At 62.0% G+C, this 17,503-nt stretch carries 16 protein-coding genes; 6 read left to right on the top strand and 10 right to left on the bottom strand.

Going from position 1 to position 17,503, the window contains the following annotated elements; translation table 11 throughout:
- Nucleotides 1–161: 161 nt before the first annotated feature.
- The 8 genes from T3A99_RS17010 to T3A99_RS16975 form a co-directional block, all read right to left on the bottom strand.
- Entirely contained in the window at nt 162–1,547 is a 1,386-nt protein-coding gene (locus T3A99_RS17010; protein ID WP_107321904.1) for an aspartate aminotransferase family protein, read from the bottom strand.
- Nucleotides 1,544–3,031 (bottom strand): NAD-dependent succinate-semialdehyde dehydrogenase, encoded by a 1,488-nt coding sequence (locus T3A99_RS17005; RefSeq protein ID WP_076383600.1) that lies wholly within the window; start codon nt 3,029–3,031, stop codon nt 1,544–1,546. Before T3A99_RS17005 ends, T3A99_RS17010 begins: the two co-directional genes overlap by 4 nt.
- Nucleotides 3,032–3,160: 129 nt before the next feature.
- Nucleotides 3,161–3,640, bottom strand: coding sequence for an Lrp/AsnC family transcriptional regulator (locus tag T3A99_RS17000; RefSeq protein ID WP_281459856.1), 480 nt, complete (start codon nt 3,638–3,640; stop codon nt 3,161–3,163).
- Between the two features lie 195 nt (nt 3,641–3,835).
- Nucleotides 3,836–4,837, bottom strand: a complete 1,002-nt coding sequence (doeB, locus tag T3A99_RS16995; RefSeq protein ID WP_322834590.1) for a N(2)-acetyl-L-2,4-diaminobutanoate deacetylase DoeB — start codon at nt 4,835–4,837, stop codon at nt 3,836–3,838.
- A gap of 3 nt (nt 4,838–4,840) precedes the next feature.
- Nucleotides 4,841–6,031 carry an ectoine hydrolase DoeA gene (gene doeA / locus T3A99_RS16990; RefSeq protein ID WP_047228586.1) on the bottom strand — a complete coding sequence of 397 codons (1,191 nt, stop codon included), beginning with the start codon at nt 6,029–6,031 and terminating at the stop codon, nt 4,841–4,843.
- Nucleotides 6,032–6,072: 41 nt separating this feature from the next.
- Nucleotides 6,073–7,065, bottom strand: a complete 993-nt coding sequence (locus tag T3A99_RS16985; protein ID WP_322834589.1) for a cyclodeaminase — start codon at nt 7,063–7,065, stop codon at nt 6,073–6,075.
- 24 nt (nt 7,066–7,089) lie between these two features.
- The gene (gene eutB, locus T3A99_RS16980; RefSeq protein ID WP_322834588.1) at nt 7,090–8,061 is read right to left on the bottom strand and encodes a hydroxyectoine utilization dehydratase EutB; all 972 of its coding nucleotides are present in this window, start codon (nt 8,059–8,061) and stop codon (nt 7,090–7,092) included.
- Between the two features lie 213 nt (nt 8,062–8,274).
- Nucleotides 8,275–9,669 carry a PLP-dependent aminotransferase family protein gene (locus T3A99_RS16975; RefSeq protein ID WP_047228589.1) on the bottom strand — a complete coding sequence of 465 codons (1,395 nt, stop codon included), beginning with the start codon at nt 9,667–9,669 and terminating at the stop codon, nt 8,275–8,277.
- A 290-nt stretch (nt 9,670–9,959) separates the two neighbouring features.
- Between T3A99_RS16975 and ehuB the strand changes: the two genes are divergently transcribed.
- From ehuB to ehuA, 4 genes are all read left to right on the top strand, one after another.
- A complete protein-coding gene (ehuB, locus tag T3A99_RS16970) occupies nt 9,960–10,817 on the top strand; it encodes an ectoine/hydroxyectoine ABC transporter substrate-binding protein EhuB (protein ID WP_047228590.1) in 858 nt (285 codons plus the stop codon).
- Nucleotides 10,818–10,883: 66 nt separating this feature from the next.
- Nucleotides 10,884–11,543, top strand: coding sequence for an ectoine/hydroxyectoine ABC transporter permease subunit EhuC (gene ehuC, locus T3A99_RS16965; RefSeq protein ID WP_047228591.1), 660 nt, complete (start codon nt 10,884–10,886; stop codon nt 11,541–11,543).
- Complete coding sequence (gene ehuD, locus T3A99_RS16960; RefSeq protein WP_047228592.1) at nt 11,540–12,196, top strand: ectoine/hydroxyectoine ABC transporter permease subunit EhuD; 657 nt, start codon at nt 11,540–11,542, stop codon at nt 12,194–12,196. The genes ehuC and ehuD overlap by 4 nt, the downstream gene beginning before the upstream one ends.
- The gene (gene ehuA / locus T3A99_RS16955; protein ID WP_370695169.1) at nt 12,196–13,065 is read left to right on the top strand and encodes an ectoine/hydroxyectoine ABC transporter ATP-binding protein EhuA; all 870 of its coding nucleotides are present in this window, start codon (nt 12,196–12,198) and stop codon (nt 13,063–13,065) included. The genes ehuD and ehuA overlap by 1 nt, the downstream gene beginning before the upstream one ends.
- A 127-nt stretch (nt 13,066–13,192) precedes the next feature.
- Here the strand turns inward: ehuA and T3A99_RS16950 are convergent, their stop codons facing one another.
- Entirely contained in the window at nt 13,193–13,927 is a 735-nt protein-coding gene (locus T3A99_RS16950; RefSeq protein WP_076383595.1) for an OmpA family protein, read from the bottom strand.
- A 104-nt stretch (nt 13,928–14,031) separates the two neighbouring features.
- Nucleotides 14,032–15,207 (bottom strand): aspartate aminotransferase family protein, encoded by a 1,176-nt coding sequence (locus T3A99_RS16945; protein WP_076386553.1) that lies wholly within the window; start codon nt 15,205–15,207, stop codon nt 14,032–14,034.
- A 98-nt stretch (nt 15,208–15,305) separates the two neighbouring features.
- On the opposite strand from T3A99_RS16945, the gene T3A99_RS16940 reads away from it, so the two are divergent.
- Both T3A99_RS16940 and T3A99_RS16935 read left to right on the top strand, forming a co-directional pair.
- The gene (locus tag T3A99_RS16940; RefSeq protein ID WP_322834587.1) at nt 15,306–16,223 is read left to right on the top strand and encodes a LysR family transcriptional regulator; all 918 of its coding nucleotides are present in this window, start codon (nt 15,306–15,308) and stop codon (nt 16,221–16,223) included.
- Between the two features lie 192 nt (nt 16,224–16,415).
- The gene (locus tag T3A99_RS16935; RefSeq protein ID WP_047228595.1) at nt 16,416–17,429 is read left to right on the top strand and encodes a sensor domain-containing diguanylate cyclase; all 1,014 of its coding nucleotides are present in this window, start codon (nt 16,416–16,418) and stop codon (nt 17,427–17,429) included.
- The last annotated feature ends 74 nt before the right edge of the window (nt 17,430–17,503 follow it).

Below are 17,503 nucleotides of genomic sequence, written 5' to 3'. Positions count from 1 at the left end.
CCTGCTCGCGATGTCGGCGGCACATCCAGCATCACCGTTTCAGACACACCGCTTTCGCGAGCAGGCTCGCTCCCACAGTTTTGATTGGGGTGTTCACAAAGTCTGTGCCCGCACCCATCTCCTGTGGGAGCTGGTGTCACAGGTTCTGCGCCACCCTGCCCTCACCCCAACACTTCACCCGCCACCTGATCGATAGCCCCTTTGGTGATGTCGACGATCAGGTCCGCCTCTTCGCGGGTCAGGATCAGCGGCGGGGCGAAGCCCAGGATGTCGCCGTGGGGCATGGCGCGGGCGATCATGCCGCGTTCCAGGCAAGCGGCCGAGACCCTGGGGCCGACTTTCAGCGCCGGATCAAAAGCGCTGCGCTGCTCGCGATCAGCCATGAACTCCACCGCCGCAAGCATGCCATCACCGCGCACTTCACCCACCAGCGGATGGCCTTCGAGGCTTTCACGCAGCCGGCGGTTCAGGTAGCCGCCGACATCCTCGGCGTTGGCGGTGAGGTTTTCCCGCTCGAGAATGTCGAGGTTGGCCAGTGCCGCCGCCGCGCAGATCGGATGCCCTGAATAGGTCCAGCCATGCCCCATGGCGCCTTCGGTCTGGGAGGCTTTTTCAATCACACTCCAGACCTTTTCCCCGATGATCACCGCCGACAACGGTGCATACGCGCTGGTCAGGCCTTTGGCGGTGGTGATCAGGTCCGGCTTCATACCGTAGCGCTGGCTGCCCATCTTCGAGCCCAGGCGACCGAAGGCGCAGACCACTTCATCGGCAATCAACAACACGTCGTACTTTTTCAGCACCGCCTGGATCGCGTCCCAATAACCGGCCGGCGGAACAATGATCCCGCCCGTGCCCATCAAAGGCTCACCAATGAACGCCGCCACGGTGTCCGGCCCTTCAGCCAGGATCATTTTTTCCAGCTCATCGGCGCAGTAGCGTACGAACGTGCCTTCGTCCATGCCCGCCGGGGCCTTGCGATACCAATGGGGGCACACGGTGTGCTTGACCCCTTCCACCGGCAGGTCGAAATGCTGGTGGAAGGTCGCCAGCCCAGTCAGGCTGCCGGTCATGATGCCCGAACCATGGTAGCCACGATCGCGAGAGATGATTTTCTTCTTCTGCGGCCGGCCCAGCACGTTGTTGTAGTAACGCACCAGTTTGACCTGGGTTTCGTTGGCATCGGAACCGGACAGGCCGTAGTAGACCTTTTTCATCCCTTCCGGTGCCCAGTCCATGATGCGACTGGACAGTTCGATGATCGCCTCGCTCGAGTGGCCGACGTAGGTGTGGTAGTAGGCCAGTTCCTTGGCCTGCTTGTAGATGGCATCGGCCACTTCGGTGCGGCCGTAGCCGATGTTCACGCAGTAGAGGCCGGCAAAGGCGTCGATGAAGTCACGGCCTTCATGGTCGCGAATGCGGATGCCCGCTGCGCTCTTGATGATCCGGCCCTTGAGCGCACCGCTGGCGTGGTCGTGGGCGTGGGTCGAGGGGTGCATGAAATGCGCACGGTCTTGTTCGAACAGCGTGTTGAATTCCTGGCTCATGCGGATTCTCCTGGGAACTGGCCTTGATGGTGCAGGCAAAAGTATTTGGTTTCGACGAAGGGCTCGAAGCCCTCGCTGCCACCCTCGCGACCAAGGCCCGAGGCTTTCATGCCACCGAAGGGGATCGGATGGCCGGTGAACTTGACGCCGTTGACCGCGACCATGGCGTGGTCGAGACGGCGAATCAGTGGATAAATGAGGTCCAGGCGGTTGGAGCAAATATAGGCTGCCAGACCGTATTCGGTGTCGTTGGCCATTTCGATGGCTTCATCCAGGGTGTCGAACGGCATCACCCCGGCGATGGGCGCGAAATTTTCTTCGCGGTAGATACGCATTTGCGGCGTGACATCGGCCAGCACCGTTGGCTGGTAGAACAACCCGCCCAAGGCATGGGCTTCGCCACCGACCAGGCGCTGGGCGCCAAGGGCCAGCGCATCGGCGACCCGGTCGGCAGTTACGTCGAATGCCGCCTGGTGCATCAACGGGCCAATATCCACATCCTGCTCCTGCTGATCGACCATGGCCGGGCCGACCCGCAACGCCCGAACCGCCGCGGCGAAACGGCTGAGGAACGCCTGATAAACCGGGCGCTGGACCATGATCCGGTTCGCCGCGCAGCAATCCTGGCCCGAGGTCTGGAACTTCGCCTCCACGGCGACTTTTACCGCCAGCGCCAGGTCAGCATCGGCGCAGACAATGAACGGCGCGTTGCCGCCCAACTCCAAGGCGACTTTCTTCACATCATGGGCGGCGGCTTGCAGCACCAGTTTGCCGACCCGAGTCGAGCCGGTGAAACTCACTGAGCGGACACGGCGATCCTTGACCAGGGTTTCCATGGTCATCTGCGGCTCACCCAACACCACGTTGAAGACCCCGGCAGGAAAACCCGCCTCCTCGGCCAATTGCGCCAAGGCCAAAGCCGAGTACGGCGTTTCGTGGGCCGGTTTGATGACCACGGTGCAACCGGCAGCCAGGGCAGCGGCGGCCTTGCGGGTGATCATCGCCGACGGAAAATTCCACGGCGTGAGCAGCGCGCAGACGCCCACCGGTTCCTTGAGGGTGCCCAGGTGGGCGTTGGGAATGTGGCTGGGGATATTCTGCCCGTACAAGCGCCGGGCTTCTTCGGCGAACCAGGGAATGAAGCTTGCGGCATAGGCGATTTCGCCGCGGGATTCGGCCAGGGATTTGCCCTGCTCCAGGCTGAGGATGCGCGCCAGGTCTTCACTGTGTTCGACGATCAACGCCGCCCAGCGTCGTAGAATCTCGCCCCGGGCATCCAGGCTCTGTTCACGCCACGCGGGGAATGCTTGCTGGGCCGCGTCCACCGCCGCGACAATCTGCGGCTGATCGAGCATCGGCACATGGCCGATCACCGTGCGGGTGGCGGGATTGTGCACGGCAATGCTCTGGCCGCTGTCGCTGTGGACCCACTGGCCGTCGATGTAGCAAAGCGCTTTGAACAGCAGCGGATGTTGATAAGTCATGACGTTCACTCCAGACCGTGTGCGTGAAACCATGCTAGGGCAGCGGCACTTGGATAATCGGGTGTTTGCCGTGGGCCATTGTTTGGTTTTTTCTGAAACAAGGGGCTGTAAAAGTGATTTCTGCGGTGCTCAGGTTGACGGTGCCAACTCCGCCGGCAAGGCGCCGCCGGTCTTGATGGTTTTGGTGACGATGTAGGTGAAATAGCGCTCGATGCCGAGGTCTTCGAGTAGCAGTTGATCGACAAAGCGCTGGTAGTGATCGATATCCGGAGACTGGATCATCGCCAGGTAATCCACCCCGCCGCCGGTGGCGTAACAGAACGCGACTTGCGGGGCGGTGGCCATGCGCTGCTCGAAGCGACGCATGTCCTGGGCGGTGTGTCGGGCCAGGGTGATTTCCACTAGCACCTGTTGACGCTTGAACACCGCGCCCCAGTCGATCTGCGCCCGATAGCCGGTGATCAACCCTGCCACTTCCAGCTTGCGCACCCGCTCCCAGGCCGGCGTCACCGAAAGGTTGATCGCCTCGGCCAGACTCGACTTGGTGATCCGTCCATCCTCGGCGAGGATCTGCAGGATCTTGAGGTCATAGCGGTCGAGCTTGTGCATGGGCCGGGCTCCCGGTGATTAAAAACTCAAGGCATACATCAATTGTGGCGAGGGGATTTATCCCCGCTGGGCTGCGAAGCAGCCCCCAAGTTACTGACTCAATCTGTCTGCCATACCGAAGTGTCAGGTTGTAGGGTCGCTGCGCAACCCAGCGGGGATAAATCCCCTCGCCACAAGTTCAGTGCCCAACCCGACTCACGCCAACACATCCGCAATCACTGCCAAGGTATCGCCACACTGCACCAGCCCCGGAAAGTGTCGGGCCGCCAGCAGCCCGCTGCGGGCGGCGCGGTATTCAACGGGGGCAACGCCGCTGCGGGTGGCGTCGTAGATACGCGCCACCACCTCACCCTGAGTCACGTGTTCCCCCAGGTCGCGGCACATTTCCAGCAAGCCGTCGTGTTCGCTGGCGATGAAGCAACTGGCATCGGGCATGTCGAGCATCATCGATGGCTGTAGCTCGATTTCGCCGCGCAGGATGCCGGCGTGGATCAGCAGATTGCGTACGCCGCGCTCGGCAATCGCCACGCTGCGGGCCGTCGATGAGCCGCCACCGCCCAGTTCGGTGGTGACAAACACCTTGCCCTGGGATTCGGCGGCAGTGTCGTACATCGCCCCGGCGTCCAGTTCCAGCATGCGCATGCAATACGGCGCATTGAACGCCAGCATCCCCGCCTCGCAACGGACCTGTTGCTGCTTGTCCGGCAACACGTGGCAGGCGGCGAACGGCAGGAAGTCCAGGGTCCGGCCACCGGAGTGGATGTCCAGGACGATGTCGGCCAAAGGCAGCAATGTACGGTTGAAGTAATCGGCGATTTTCTCGGTGACGGTACCGTCCGGCTTGCCGGGAAAACTGCGGTTGAGATTGCCCTTGTCGATGGGCGAAGTCCGGCGTGCGGCATGGAACGCCGGGGTGTTCATGAACGGCACGATAATCACCCTTCCGCTCACCTCTTGCGCGGTCAACCGTTGTGCCAGCTTGCTCAGGGCTACCGGGCCTTCGTACTCATCGCCGTGGTTGCCACCACTGAGCAACGCCGTCGGGCCGCTGCCGCGCTGGATCACGGTGATAGGAATCATCACCGCGCCCCAGGCCGAATCGTCTCGCGAGTACGGCAGTTTGAGGAAACCGTGCTGTACGCCCTCGCGGGTGAAATCGACCGTGGCGCTGATGGGATTGGCAGGCAAGTCAGTCATGGCTCAATCCTTCACGAACAATTGACGAGGCACGTTGCACAGCGTCTCGACGCCGGTTTCGGTGATCAGGATGCTTTCAGTGATTTCCAGGCCCCAATCGTCCATCCACAATCCGGGCATGAAGTGGAACGTCATGCCCGGCTGCAACACGCTGGTGTCGCCGGGGCGCAGGCTCATGGTGCGCTCGCCCCAATCCGGTGGGTAACTGATACCGATCGGGTAGCCGCAACGGCTGTCCTTGTGGATGCCGAACTTCTCCAGCACTTTGAAAAACGCCACGGCGATGTCGCCCGTGGTGTTGCCCGGCTTGGCCGCGTCCAGGCCGGCGGCGATGCCCTCGACCACGGCTTTTTCGCCGTCGAGAAAATGCTGCGGCGGCTTGCCCAGGTAGATGGTGCGTGACAGCGGGCAGTGGTAACGCTTGTAGCAACCGGCAATCTCGAAAAAAGTCCCGGCGCCCTTCTCGAACGGCGAGTCGTCCCAGGTCAGGTGCGGCGCGCTGGCGTCGGCACCAGTGGGCAGCAAGGGCACGATGGCCGGGTAATCGCCGCCATGACCATCGGCCCCAAGGATGCCGCTGCTGTAGATCTCGGCCACCAGTTCGTTCTTGCGCATACCCGGTTCGATCCGCTCCAGAATCCGACCGTGCATGTTCTCGACGATGCGCGCGGCGATGCGCATGTAGGCGATTTCCTGGGGGGACTTGACCGCCCGCTGCCAGTTCACCAGGCCCACCGCGTCCACCAGTTTGGCCTGCGGCAAATGTTTTTGCAGCGACAGGTATGCGGCGGCGCTGAAGTAGTAGTTGTCCATCTCCACGCCGATGGTCAGCGCGCCCCAGCCACGAGCGCTGATCACTTCCCGGGACAGGTAGTCCATGGGATGGCGTTCGCGCGACTGCACGTAGATGTCCGGGTAGCCGACGATATTCTCGGCCTGCATGAACACCGTGCGTTTGGCACCGTTGGCATCCTGGCCGCGACCGAACCACACGGGCTCGCCGTCCAGAGCCAGCAGCACGCACTGGTGTACGTAGAACGACCAACCGTCGTAGCCGGTGAGCCAGGCCATGTTCGACGGATCGGTGACCAGCAACAGCTCCAGGCCCTGAACCTGCATGGCCACACGGACCTTCGCCAGGCGCTGGGCGTATTCCTCCCGCTGGAACGGAAGATTGACGACTATCTCTGACATCCACCTGCCCTCTGATCAATGACGCACGAATAAAAGATCGGTCAACGACCGAATGGGAAACCCTTGCCTGCCGCCCGCGCCCGCTCGAAAGCCAGGTTGGCGATGGCGGTGTCCTGGGCGCCGGTGCCGGTGAGGTCGCACAAGGTGACTTGCGCCTCATCGGTCCGTCCGGCCCGCTGCCCCGCCAGTACCTGGCCCAGCTCCAGCAACGCCGACTCATCGCCGACGACACCGGCCGCCAGGGCGTGATGCAATTCGCCGAGCACGCGGGTCTGGCTCAGGCGATCAGCGACGTAGCAGTCGACTGCCGCCAGGGCTTGCGGACAAATCTCGTTCTTGTGCTCCGCGTCCGAGCCCATCGCCGTGATATGCAGGCCGGGATGCAGATGCCGGGACTCGATCAGCGGCTCACGACTGGGTGTGCAGGTAATGGCGATATCCACACCTTCCAGCGCGGCGTCGAGCGTTGCGCACGGTGTCACCGAAAGCCCCGTCTCACGTGCCAGTTCGGCACTGAAGGCCTGGGCCTTTTGTGCATCGCGAGCCCAGACCCGCACCTCCTCGATGGGCCGCACCAGACGCAGCGCCTGAAGCTGCAACGCGGCCTGCTCGCCAGCGCCGATCAACGCGACACTGCGGCTCTGCGGGCGGGACAGGCAGCGCGCCGCCACCGCCCCGGCCGCGGCCGTGCGCACGGCAGTGAGGTAGCCGTTGTCGAGTAACAGCGCCTCGAGCAAACCGGTGCGCGCCGACAACAGCATCATCATGCCGTTGAGGCTGGGCAGGCCGAGTTTCGGATTATCGAAAAAGCCTGGGCTGACCTTGATCGCAAACCGCTCCAGACCCGGCAGATAAGCGGTCTTCACATCCACCTCACCGTTATGTTCGGGGATGTCCAGCCGCAGGATCGGCGGCATCGCCACGGCTGCCGTTGCCAGCAGCACAAAGGCCTGCTCGATGGCGTCGATGCTGGGCAAGTCGATGGCCACGCAACTGCGCAGATCCGCTTCGCTCAATAGGGTGACTTCACTCATGGCTGGCTCCGTTGCGGCTGAAGGTTATTGAGGGTCCCCGGCGATCACGCGGGTATGTTGTTCGGTGTCGACGTTGCGCCCGCTGATCACCAGCACAATGGGGCCACGCGGTTCGATCAGGCCGTCGAGCAAAGCGGCAATACCCACCACGGCAGCGCCCTCAAGCACCAGGCGTTCCTCGTGATAGGCGTGGCGCAAGGCATTGGCGATGGAAGCTTCTGAAAGCAGGTGCAGGTCATCGCTCAGTTGCCGGGTCATGTCGAAGGTGTAGCGGTTGTCCAGGCCGATGCCGCCGCCGAGGGAGTCCGCCAGAGTGGGCAACTCCTCGACTTCCACCGGATGCCCGGCGGCGAGGCTGGCGCCCATGGCGGCACCTCGGGCCATGCTGATGCCATGCACCTGAATCGCCGGATTCGCACTTTTGAGCGCCAGCGCCACGCCGGCGAACAGGCCGCCACCGGACAACGGCACCAGCACCTGGGCCACATCCGGCTGTTGTTCGAGGATCTCCAGGCCGAGGGTGCCCTGGCCGGCGATGATCGCTGGATGGTCGAAGGGCGGCAGAAAGGTCGCACCCTGCTCTCTGGCGATGCGTTCGGCTTCGCGCTGGGCATCGTCCTGGGACTGGCCGACGATGCACACCTGCGCGCCGAGGTCGCGGATCGCCTGGACCTTGTTGGCCGGCACCAGGTTCGACAGGCAGACAATCGCCTTGACGCCTTGTTGCGAAGCGGCATGGGCCAGCGCCCGACCATGATTGCCGGTCGAAGCGGTGACCACGCCGAGGGCCTTTTGCTCGGGGCTGAGCTGGGCCACGGCATTGCTCGCACCACGCAATTTGAAGCTGCCGGTGATTTGCAGGGATTCAAGCTTGAGGTACACCGCCACCCCCATCAGCCGTGACAGGCTGGGGGAATGCTCCATGGGCGTACGCCGCACCAGCGATTCGATGCGCTGGCGAGCGAGGTAGACATCCTGTAGCTGCAACACTGCCATGACCGCGTCCCGAGCTAATGTGTTGGGCGCAGTCTAAGAGGGCTGGATTGTGGTGATGAATGTACTAGGGCAATTTAATCAATGATTGTCCGGCCCCAAATCCTCGACCACTACAAATCCCCTGTGGGAGCGAGCCTGCTCGCGATGGAGACAGTACAGCCACAGTTTCTGTTGGCTGTTACGCCGCTATCGCGAGCAGGCTCGCTCCCACAGTTAAAAATCATGCACCTGCGGATACTGGTCAAACATCTCGCGCATGCCGATCAGCGCATGGCGCATTTCCTCATCGCTGCATTCGGCGCCTACGCATACTCGCACCGCACGAGGTTTGGGGGTGCCGCGCACGGTGAACGGGTCGGGAGAGGTCACGGCGATGTGTTTGTGCCGCAGCGCCCGCACCAGGCTGTCCACCTCCCACCGAGGTGGGATGCCTATCCAGGCATTCAAGGCGTGAGGATGCTGGCCCAGCAGATGCTCGCCCATGTACTCGGTCACCATCGCCTGGCGCCCGGCCAACAGCCGTCGTTGCAGCTGCACCAGCGACTCGGCGCGGCCATCGCGAATCCAGCGGGCGGCGATCTCCGAGACCATGGGCGTGGCCATCCAGCTGTTGACCCGCAGGATGCTCTCGGTGCGTAGCGCCAGGCGCTTGGGCACCACCAGATAACCGATGCGCAGCCCCGTGAGCACCGACTTGGTCATGCTGGTGCAATAGAACGACAGCTCCGGCAGGTAGTGGCTGATGGGCGGCGCACGGCGCTCGTCCAGCAGCGGACCGTATACGTCATCTTCGATGATGTGCACACCAAAGCGCCGGGCAATCTCGGCGATTTCCCGCCGGCGGGTGTCGGGCATCAGGCTGGTGGTGGGGTTGTTCAGGTTCGGCGTGCACACCAGCGCGGTGATGCGCTCGTTGCTGCACATGTCCTCGAAGTGTTCAGGGTCGATGCCATAGCGATCCATCTCCAGGCCCTTGAGGGTGAAACCCAGCACCTGGGAATTGCCGATCACCCCGTGGTCGGTCACCCCTTCGCAGAGCACCACATCATCGGGGCCGGCCAGGGAAGCGAGGGCCAGGAAGATCCCATGGGCTGCGCCGTTGGTGATCAATATGTCGTTGCGATCAACCTTCAACCTCTGGCGGCCGATCCATTGGGCGGCCGCTTCGCGATGGGATTCAAAACCTGCGATCGGACGAAAAGCATGAATCCACGGCTGATCTTCTTCGGTGCTCAATTGAAGGCAGGTGTCGCGCCAGAACTGGTCGTGCTCGCGGGTGTGCATGATTCGCGTGATGGAAAAGTCCACCAGCGCTCGCTCGGGGCTGTCGAGGATGTAGGTCGCGACCCGATCACTCATACGTCGCGAAACGAAGCTGCCGCGCCCCACTTCACAGCGCACCAGCCCCTGGCGCTCCAGCTCCTTGTAGGCATTAGTAACGGTCTGCACGCTGATGCCCATGGCGTCGGCCACTTGCCGTTGCGGCGGCAGGCGTTGGTCATTGGCCAGGGCGCCCTGCTCGATATCGTCAGCAATGGCCTGTACCAGAATCTTGTATTTGGACTCACCGCTACGGGCCGCGTCCAAGGCTGATTTCCACTTTTCCATGACGCTGCAACCCGCGTGTGTTCTGGTGCGCACAGCATCCCGCGGCAACGGCGACAAAGCAATTGTCCTAGTGCAATACAATCGGTGCCGGGGCTTTTGTATGCTCGGTCCAAGGTTGTCATCCAGGCGGGTTCACCACCCCGACAAAAAAGCCGGATCGACCTGTACCGGCGCCGCTCCCGATTCCAGGCCAAGGCCGGATCAGCCGCTGTACGCTTTGCTCTTGTAACACTGCCTCCTACCACAGAGCCGTCAAACGACGGATCCACAAGAAACAGGAGATTTTACCGATGAGCAATTTCCTTCCCGCCACATGCGCGCCCCTGCGTCGGCTCTTAATGACTTGTGCCGTACTTGGCCTGGCTGGCAGCGTTCACGCTGCCACCCTCGATACCGTCAAAAGCAACAGCAGCATCCGGATCGGCTACGCCAACGAAACGCCGTTCGCCTTTACCGAAACCGACGGCACCGTTACCGGTGAATCACCGGAAATCGCCAAGATCATCTTCGCCAAGATGGGCATCAAGCAGGTCAACGGCGTGCTCACCGAATGGGGCTCGCTGATTCCCGGCCTGCGCGCCGGCCGATTCGATGTGATTGCCGCCGGGATGTACATCACGCCGGCGCGCTGCAAGCAGGTATTGTTCACCGATCCGCAATACCAGTTGCCCGATGCCCTGCTCGTGGCCAAGGGCAATCCCAAGCAACTGCACAGCTATGAAGACATCGCCAAACAACCGGACGTGAAGCTGGCAATCATGGCCGGTACGGTGAACCTGGCGTACGCCCGGGATTCCGGGGTCAAGGATGAGCAGATCCTTCAGGTCCCCGACACCACCGCGCAGTTGCAAGCGGTGCGCGCCGGTCGCGCGGACGCTGCCGTCGGCACGCAACTGACCATGAAGGGCCTGGCCAGCAAGGGCGGTGACAAGGTTGAGGCGATGACCGAGTTCAAGGACGACCCGTCGCACATCGGCTACGGCGCCCTCGCCTTCCGCCCCGAAGACAAAGACCTGCGCGATGCCGTCAATGCCGAGCTGAAGAAATGGCTAGGCTCTGAAGAACACCTCAAGGCCGTTGCGCCGTTCGGTTTCGACAAGTCCAACGTGACCAGCAAAACCGCGGCCGAGCTCTGCGCTCAGCCATAGCCGAAACGGGCATGACGCGCAGTGCGTGATGCCTGTTCCCTGCTTCATCGGATATCGGGTTGAACCATGGGCGAATTACTTCCGTTATTGATTCAAGGGGCCTGGGTCACGCTTCAGGTGACCTTTCTCGGCTCGCTGCTGGCGATCGTCGCCGCGGTCCTGGCGGCCTTGGGGCGACTGTCACCGTGGCGAGCGCTGCGCTGGTTTTCCATCACCTACATCGAAGTGTTTCGTGGCACGTCGCTGCTGGTGCAGTTGTTCTGGTTGTTCTTCGTGCTGCCACTGCCGCCGTTCAACGTTGAGTTGAGCCCCTATGCTGTGGCGATTGTCGGCCTGGGCCTGCACATCGGCGCTTATGGTGCCGAAGTCATGCGCGGCGCCATCAGCTCGGTGGCCAAGGGGCAATACGAAGCGTGCACGGCGCTGAATTTCAGCGGCTTCAAGCGCTTCAAGCGGATCATCCTGCCCCAGGCCCTGCTGGCGGCGATCCCACCGGGCACCAACCTGCTGATCGAATTGCTCAAGAACACGTCACTGGTGTCGCTGATCACGTTGTCCGACCTGAGCTTCCGCGCGCGGCAGCTGGATCAGGCAACCTTCCAGACCCTGGAGATCTTCAGCCTGGCGCTGGTGATGTATTTCATCCTCGCCCAGGCCATCAACCTGGGCATGCGCCATGTCGAGCGACGACTGAGCCGGGGCCGGATGCGTGGAGGTCTGTCATGACCCTGTTCGACTGGTCCTACGCCGCACAGATCCTGCCGGACTTGCTGCGCGCCTCGCTCAATACGGTGGGCATCACCCTGATCGGCTTTCTGATCGCGATTGTCCTGGGGCTGTTCCTGGCAATTGGTCGGCGCAGCCGAAAAGTCTGGCTGTCATGGCCGGCCACCGCCGTGATCGAGTTCATCCGCAGTACGCCGCTGCTGATCCAGGTGTATTTCCTCTACTACGTGCTGCCTAATTACGGCTTGAGCCTGACGGCCATGCAAGTGGGGATCCTGGGTATCGGCCTGCACTACGCCTGCTACATCGCCGAGGTCTATCGCAGCGGCCTCGACGCGGTGCCGCGGGCGCAGTGGGAAGCGGTGACGGCACTGAACATCGCTCCGTACAACGCTTACCGCAACATCATCCTGCCCCAGGCGCTGCGGCCGATCATACCGCCGCTGGGCAATTACCTGGTGGCGATGCTCAAGGACACGCCGGTGCTGTCGGCGATCACCGTGGTGGAAATCATGCAGCAGGCCAAGAACATCGGCTCCGAGCATTTCCGTTACCTGGAGCCGATCACCATGGTCGGCCTGTTCTTCCTCGCCCTGAGCCTCGCCTTGGCCTATCTGGTACGGCGCCTTGAAACGCGCATGGAGCTACGCTAATGACTTTACCCCTGTCCTCGCCCACCGATTTGTCCCGGCGCAGCACGCTGGCGTCGCAGCAGGAGGCCCCGGCCATGCAAGATCAGACACCGTCCCGGCCGATCGTGAGTTTCCAGGACGTGACCAAAAGCTATGGCAGCTTTACGGTGCTCGACCATCTGAACCTGGATGTCGCGCCCGGTGAAAAAGTCGCGATCATCGGCCCCAGCGGCTCGGGCAAGTCCACATTGTTGCGGGTGTTGATGACCCTGGAAGGCATCGACCAGGGCCAGATCCGCATCGAAGATGACTCCCTGACCCACATGCCCAACCGCAACGGCGTGCTGGTGCCGGCCAACGACCGGCACATCCGCCGTGTGCGCGGCAAGATCGGCATGGTGTTCCAGAGCTTCAATCTGTTTCCCCACATGACCGCGCTGCAAAACGTGATCGAGGCGCCGGTGCAGGTGCTGGGCATGAATCCGAAGGAAGCCCGGGAGCGCGCCGCCGATTTACTGGAGCTGGTAGGACTGGGCAGCAAGCTCGACCATTACCCTTCGCAGTTGTCCGGCGGCCAGCAACAACGGGTGGCGATTGCCCGGGCGCTGGCGATGCGACCCAAGGTGATGCTGTTTGACGAAGTGACCTCGGCACTCGATCCGGAACTGTGTGGCGAAGTGCTGAATGTGATCCGCAAACTGGGGGCCGAGCACAACCTGACCATGCTGATGGTGACCCACCAGATGGGCTTCGCCCGGGAATTCGCCGATCGGGTGTGCTTCTTCTACAAAGGGCAGATCCACGAACAGGGCACTCCGGCGCAGATCTTCGAAAACCCGCAGCAGGAGCGCACGTGCGCGTTCTTGAGTGCGGTGAAAGAGGCTAACTGAACCTATCTACTAAAGTGAACACTGTTGTGGCGAGGGAGCTTGCTCCCTCGCCACAAAGGTCCAAACGCTAACCGCAAAAAAGGGGGCCCCTGTTTTCAGGGGCCCCCTTTCATTTACCGCCCAGCAGTTATGGGTACTGCTGGTAAGTCTGCCCCTGCTGCGGCGCTGTCTGGTATTGCTGGCCCGGAATGGCCTTGAGGTTGACTTCGACACGGCGGTTTTGCGCGCGGCCATTGACGTCGGCGTTGCTGGCCACCGGATTGTCCGGGCCGGCACCGCGGGCCGTCAGGTTGGCGCCACTGACACCTTGGGACGTCAGGTAGGTCGCCACGCTCTGTGCACGACGTTGCGACAGATCCATGTTGTGCTGGCGGCTGCCGGTGCTGTCGGTATAACCCACGATTTCGATCTGGTTCTGGTTGAACTCCTTGAGGGAGTTGGCCAGGTTGTTCAGCGGCTGGTAGAAACTGGACGCGATGTTCGCCGAGTCGGTGGCGAAGGTGATGTTGCCCGGCATGATCAGTTTGATCTGGTCACCCTGACGCTGCACTTCAACGCCAGTATTGGCCATGCTGGCACGCAGTTTCTTTTCCTGCTGGTCGGCGTAGTAACCGTAGCCGGCCGCGGAAGCCCCCACGACCGCAGCGCCGATCAATGCACCCTTGCCACGGTTATCGTGACCGATGGCCGCACCGGCCAACGCACCGGCCAGGGCACCGAGGCCGCCGTACTTGGCAGTCTTGCTCATGCCGGAGGACTCTGTGGAGGCCTGCCCCTGGTTGTCATAAGGATTAGGCGACGCGCAGCCGGACAGCAGGGCCACAGCGGTTGCGACAACAATCAAGCGACGCGAGGTGAACATGAAGGTGCTCCTGGTATTTTAATTCTGAAGTGCCAGTATCGACTCTGGCTGGCGTTGGAACACGGCAATTGGCAAAAATTCCGTCCAGCCGTGTCGCACTTGCCTTAATCCTGCGCCAGGCACCGGCTCACCCCCCTGACGATCATCTCCACTTCCCGCCCATCAATGGTCAACGGGGGCAGCAGGCGGATGGTCTTGCCGCGAGTGACATTGATCAGCAGAGCGTGGTCACGTGCGGCACAAAGGCTCAGGTCGCGGACCGGTTGCTTGAGTTCGACGCCGATCATCAAGCCCTGGCCGCGAATCGCCAGCACGTTCGGGTTGTCCGCCAGTTCGGCCGTCAGCCGGTTGAGCAACTGTTCACCCTGATGCCTGGCGTTGTCCAGCAAACCTTGCTCCTGGATGATGTCCAGCACCGTGCAGCCCACCCGGCAGGCCAGCGGATTACCGCCGAAGGTGCTGCCGTGGCTGCCAGGGGTAAACAGTTCGGCCGCTTTGCCCCGGGCCACGCAGGCGCCGATGGGCACGCCATTGCCCAACCCCTTGGCCAGGGTCATGACGTCCGGCACGATGCCTTCGTGCTGGAAGGCAAACCATTGGCCGGTGCGGCCGATACCGGTCTGGATCTCGTCGAGCATCAGCAACCAGGCGCGCCGGGTGCACAGTTGACGCAAGGCCTTGAGATAGCCGGGCGGCGCCAGTTGCACACCGCTTTCGCCCTGGATCGGTTCCACCAGTACCGCAACGATGCGCTCGCCATGAACCTGCTGAATATTTTCCAGCGCCGCCAGATCACCGAATGGCACCTTGATGAAATCCCCCGGCAACCGATTGAAGCCCAAGCGCACCGCCGGGCCATCACTGGCGGACAAGGTGCCCAATGTGCGTCCGTGAAACGCATTCTCCATGACCACCACCAGTGGCTGCTCGATACCTTTGTGCCAGCCATAAAGGCGCGCCAGTTTCAGTGCGGTTTCGTTGGCCTCGGCACCAGAGTTGTTAAAAAACACCCGATCCATGGCTGAGAGCTGAGTGAGTTTTTTCGCCAACCGTTGCTGCCAGTCGATGCCGTACAGGTTGGAGGTGTGCAGCAGCAGGCCAGCCTGCTCGCTGATAGCCTCCACCAGTCGAGGGTGGGAATGGCCGACGTTGGTCACAGCCACGCCCGCCACCGCATCCAGGTACTCGCGACCGTCCTGATCCCACAGGCGCGTACCCAACCCATGGGTAAAATTCAGCGCCAGGGGTTGGTAGGTGGTCATCAGGCAGGCGGCGGTCATGGCTTCAAGCTCCATCAGGTGGTTTTTTCCAGTATGGTTAGCCACCCTTGCTGGATAAACGCTACATTCCTTCAATCATTTTAAAGCCAGGCTTGATAATGGATCTTTTTCAGGCAATGACGGTTTACGTCAAAGTGGTGGAAACCGGGAGCCTGACAGCGGCGGCCCAGGCGTGCGAAATGTCCACCACCATGGTGGGTAATCACCTTCGCGCACTGGAAGAACGTCTTGGCGTGCGCCTGATCAACCGTACGACGCGGCGCCAGCGCCTGACGGAATTCGGCTCTTCCTATTACCAGCGCTGCCTGGAAGTACTCGGGCTGGTGGCCGACTCCGAACGACTGGCCGAGCAGACGCAAGGCGAGCCCACCGGCACCTTGCGCATCACCGCGCCACTGACCTTTGGCACCGAGCGCCTTGCCCCGGCGCTGGCCGAATTCAGCCGGCTCCATCCCCAGCTTAAACTCGACGTGGTGCTGACCAACCAACGCCTGGACCTGCTGGATCATGGTTTCGACGTCGCCATCCGTCTCGGCCCCACCGACCCTAAGCTGATCGCCCGACCGTTGATGGACTACACCCTGACCATCTGCGCATCCAGGGCCTACCTGGCGCGCCGCGGCACACCGCAAAAACCCGCTGACCTGGAGCAGCACGACTGCCTGTCCTTCGCCTATTCCGCCGGCGACGAGTGGCGCTTCGCCCAGGATCACTGGCCCATCAACGGGCCGGAAGGTGAAATCAAAATACCGGTGACTGGGCCGATGCTGATCAACAGCTCCTCAGGACTGCATCGCGCGGCCCTGGCCGGCATGGGCGTGGTGATGCTGCCCGATGCACTGGTGGCGCAAGACCTGGAGGAAGGCCATCTGGTCGCGCTGCTGCAGGACTATCAACTTCCCCACCGGCCAATGAGCCTGATGTATGCCCAGGATCGCTATCGGCTGCCCAAACTGCGCAGCTTTGTCGAATTTGCGATGCAGCAATGGGGCAAACCCCAAACCCAACCCGAATGACAAAGTAGGAGCTGACGCGTGCAACGAGGCTGCGATCTTCCCCCCAGCGCTTGAGTCCCACACAGACCGTCCATCCCCGGCCCTCGTCAGCGCCCCAACAGAGCGTAACCCCGCTAGTGCCACCCCGCCCCATCGGCTACTCTTCTTCCTTGGACGAGCATTTTGATATCAAGGCTGATTGAGGAAACGACGATGGGCGACGCCTCGAACATCGATATGCTGCGCCTCGACCTGTCCGGTCTGGACGAAGGTGTGCTGCACACCATCCTTGAGCTGGTCAGCGATGGCATCTGGGACTGGAACGCCAACACCGGTTTCGTCTACCGCAACCCTGGCTGGTACACGATGCTGGGGTATCCGCCTCACTCACTCGATAACACCGTGCTGACATGGGAAAGCGTGATCCATCCCGATGATTACCCGCAGGTGATGGCTTTGTTCGACGACCACCTGCAACAACGCTCCCATCACTACCAGGCCGAATACCGCTGTCGCACGCGCGACGGCTCCTGGATGTGGATCGAGGACCGTGGTTATGTGATCGCCCGTAACCCCGACGGCACGGTGGCGCGGATGATCGGCGCCCATCGCAGCATTGACGACAAGAAGCGTCTGTTCGAACAACTGGAACGGCGCAACAAATCGCTGGAAGCCGTTATCCAGGAGCGCACCCTGGAACTGTCCCGGGTCAACCATCAGTTGCAGATCCAGCTCGACGAAAACCGCAGGCTTGCCGAAACCGACGCCCTGACGCGGGTTGCCAACCGCTATCGTCTCGAACAGGCCCTGCCGCTGGCCTGCGAGCGTGCCCAGCGTTTTCGCGAGCCGTTGTCACTGATCGCCATGGACGTCGATGACTTCAAGGACATCAATGATCGTTACGGTCATGCTTTCGGCGACGCAGCGCTGGTACAAGTGGTGCAAGCCGTTAAACGCTGCGAACGCGACGGCGACTTGCTCGCACGTTGGGGGGGTGATGAATTCATCATGATTTTGCCCAATACCTCCCTGGCCGACGCCTGCCTGATGGCTGAAACCATTCGCCGTAGCCTGTCCGATCTGCTGCCGGTGGGCGATTTCCAGGTCACCATGAGTTTTGGCGTGGTGCAGCGGCGTGGGGATGAGCAGCACACGATGCTGCTGGACCGGGCGGACCAGGCGCTGTATCGCTCCAAGGTGGCCGGCAAGAATGTGATCTGCCAATGATGCGTATCTGAACAACAAATGCCGACCTGCCACCGGTTCAACCGTGACAACGCCGCCCGGGTCCAATAGATTAG

Origin of the sequence: Pseudomonas sp. N-137, from assembly GCF_034555295.1 — a bacterium.
Taxonomy (GTDB): Bacteria; Pseudomonadota; Gammaproteobacteria; order Pseudomonadales; family Pseudomonadaceae; genus Aquipseudomonas; species Aquipseudomonas rhizophila.
Note: the sequence above shows the minus strand (reverse complement) of the source record. Positions and strands in the feature narration are given on the sequence as shown.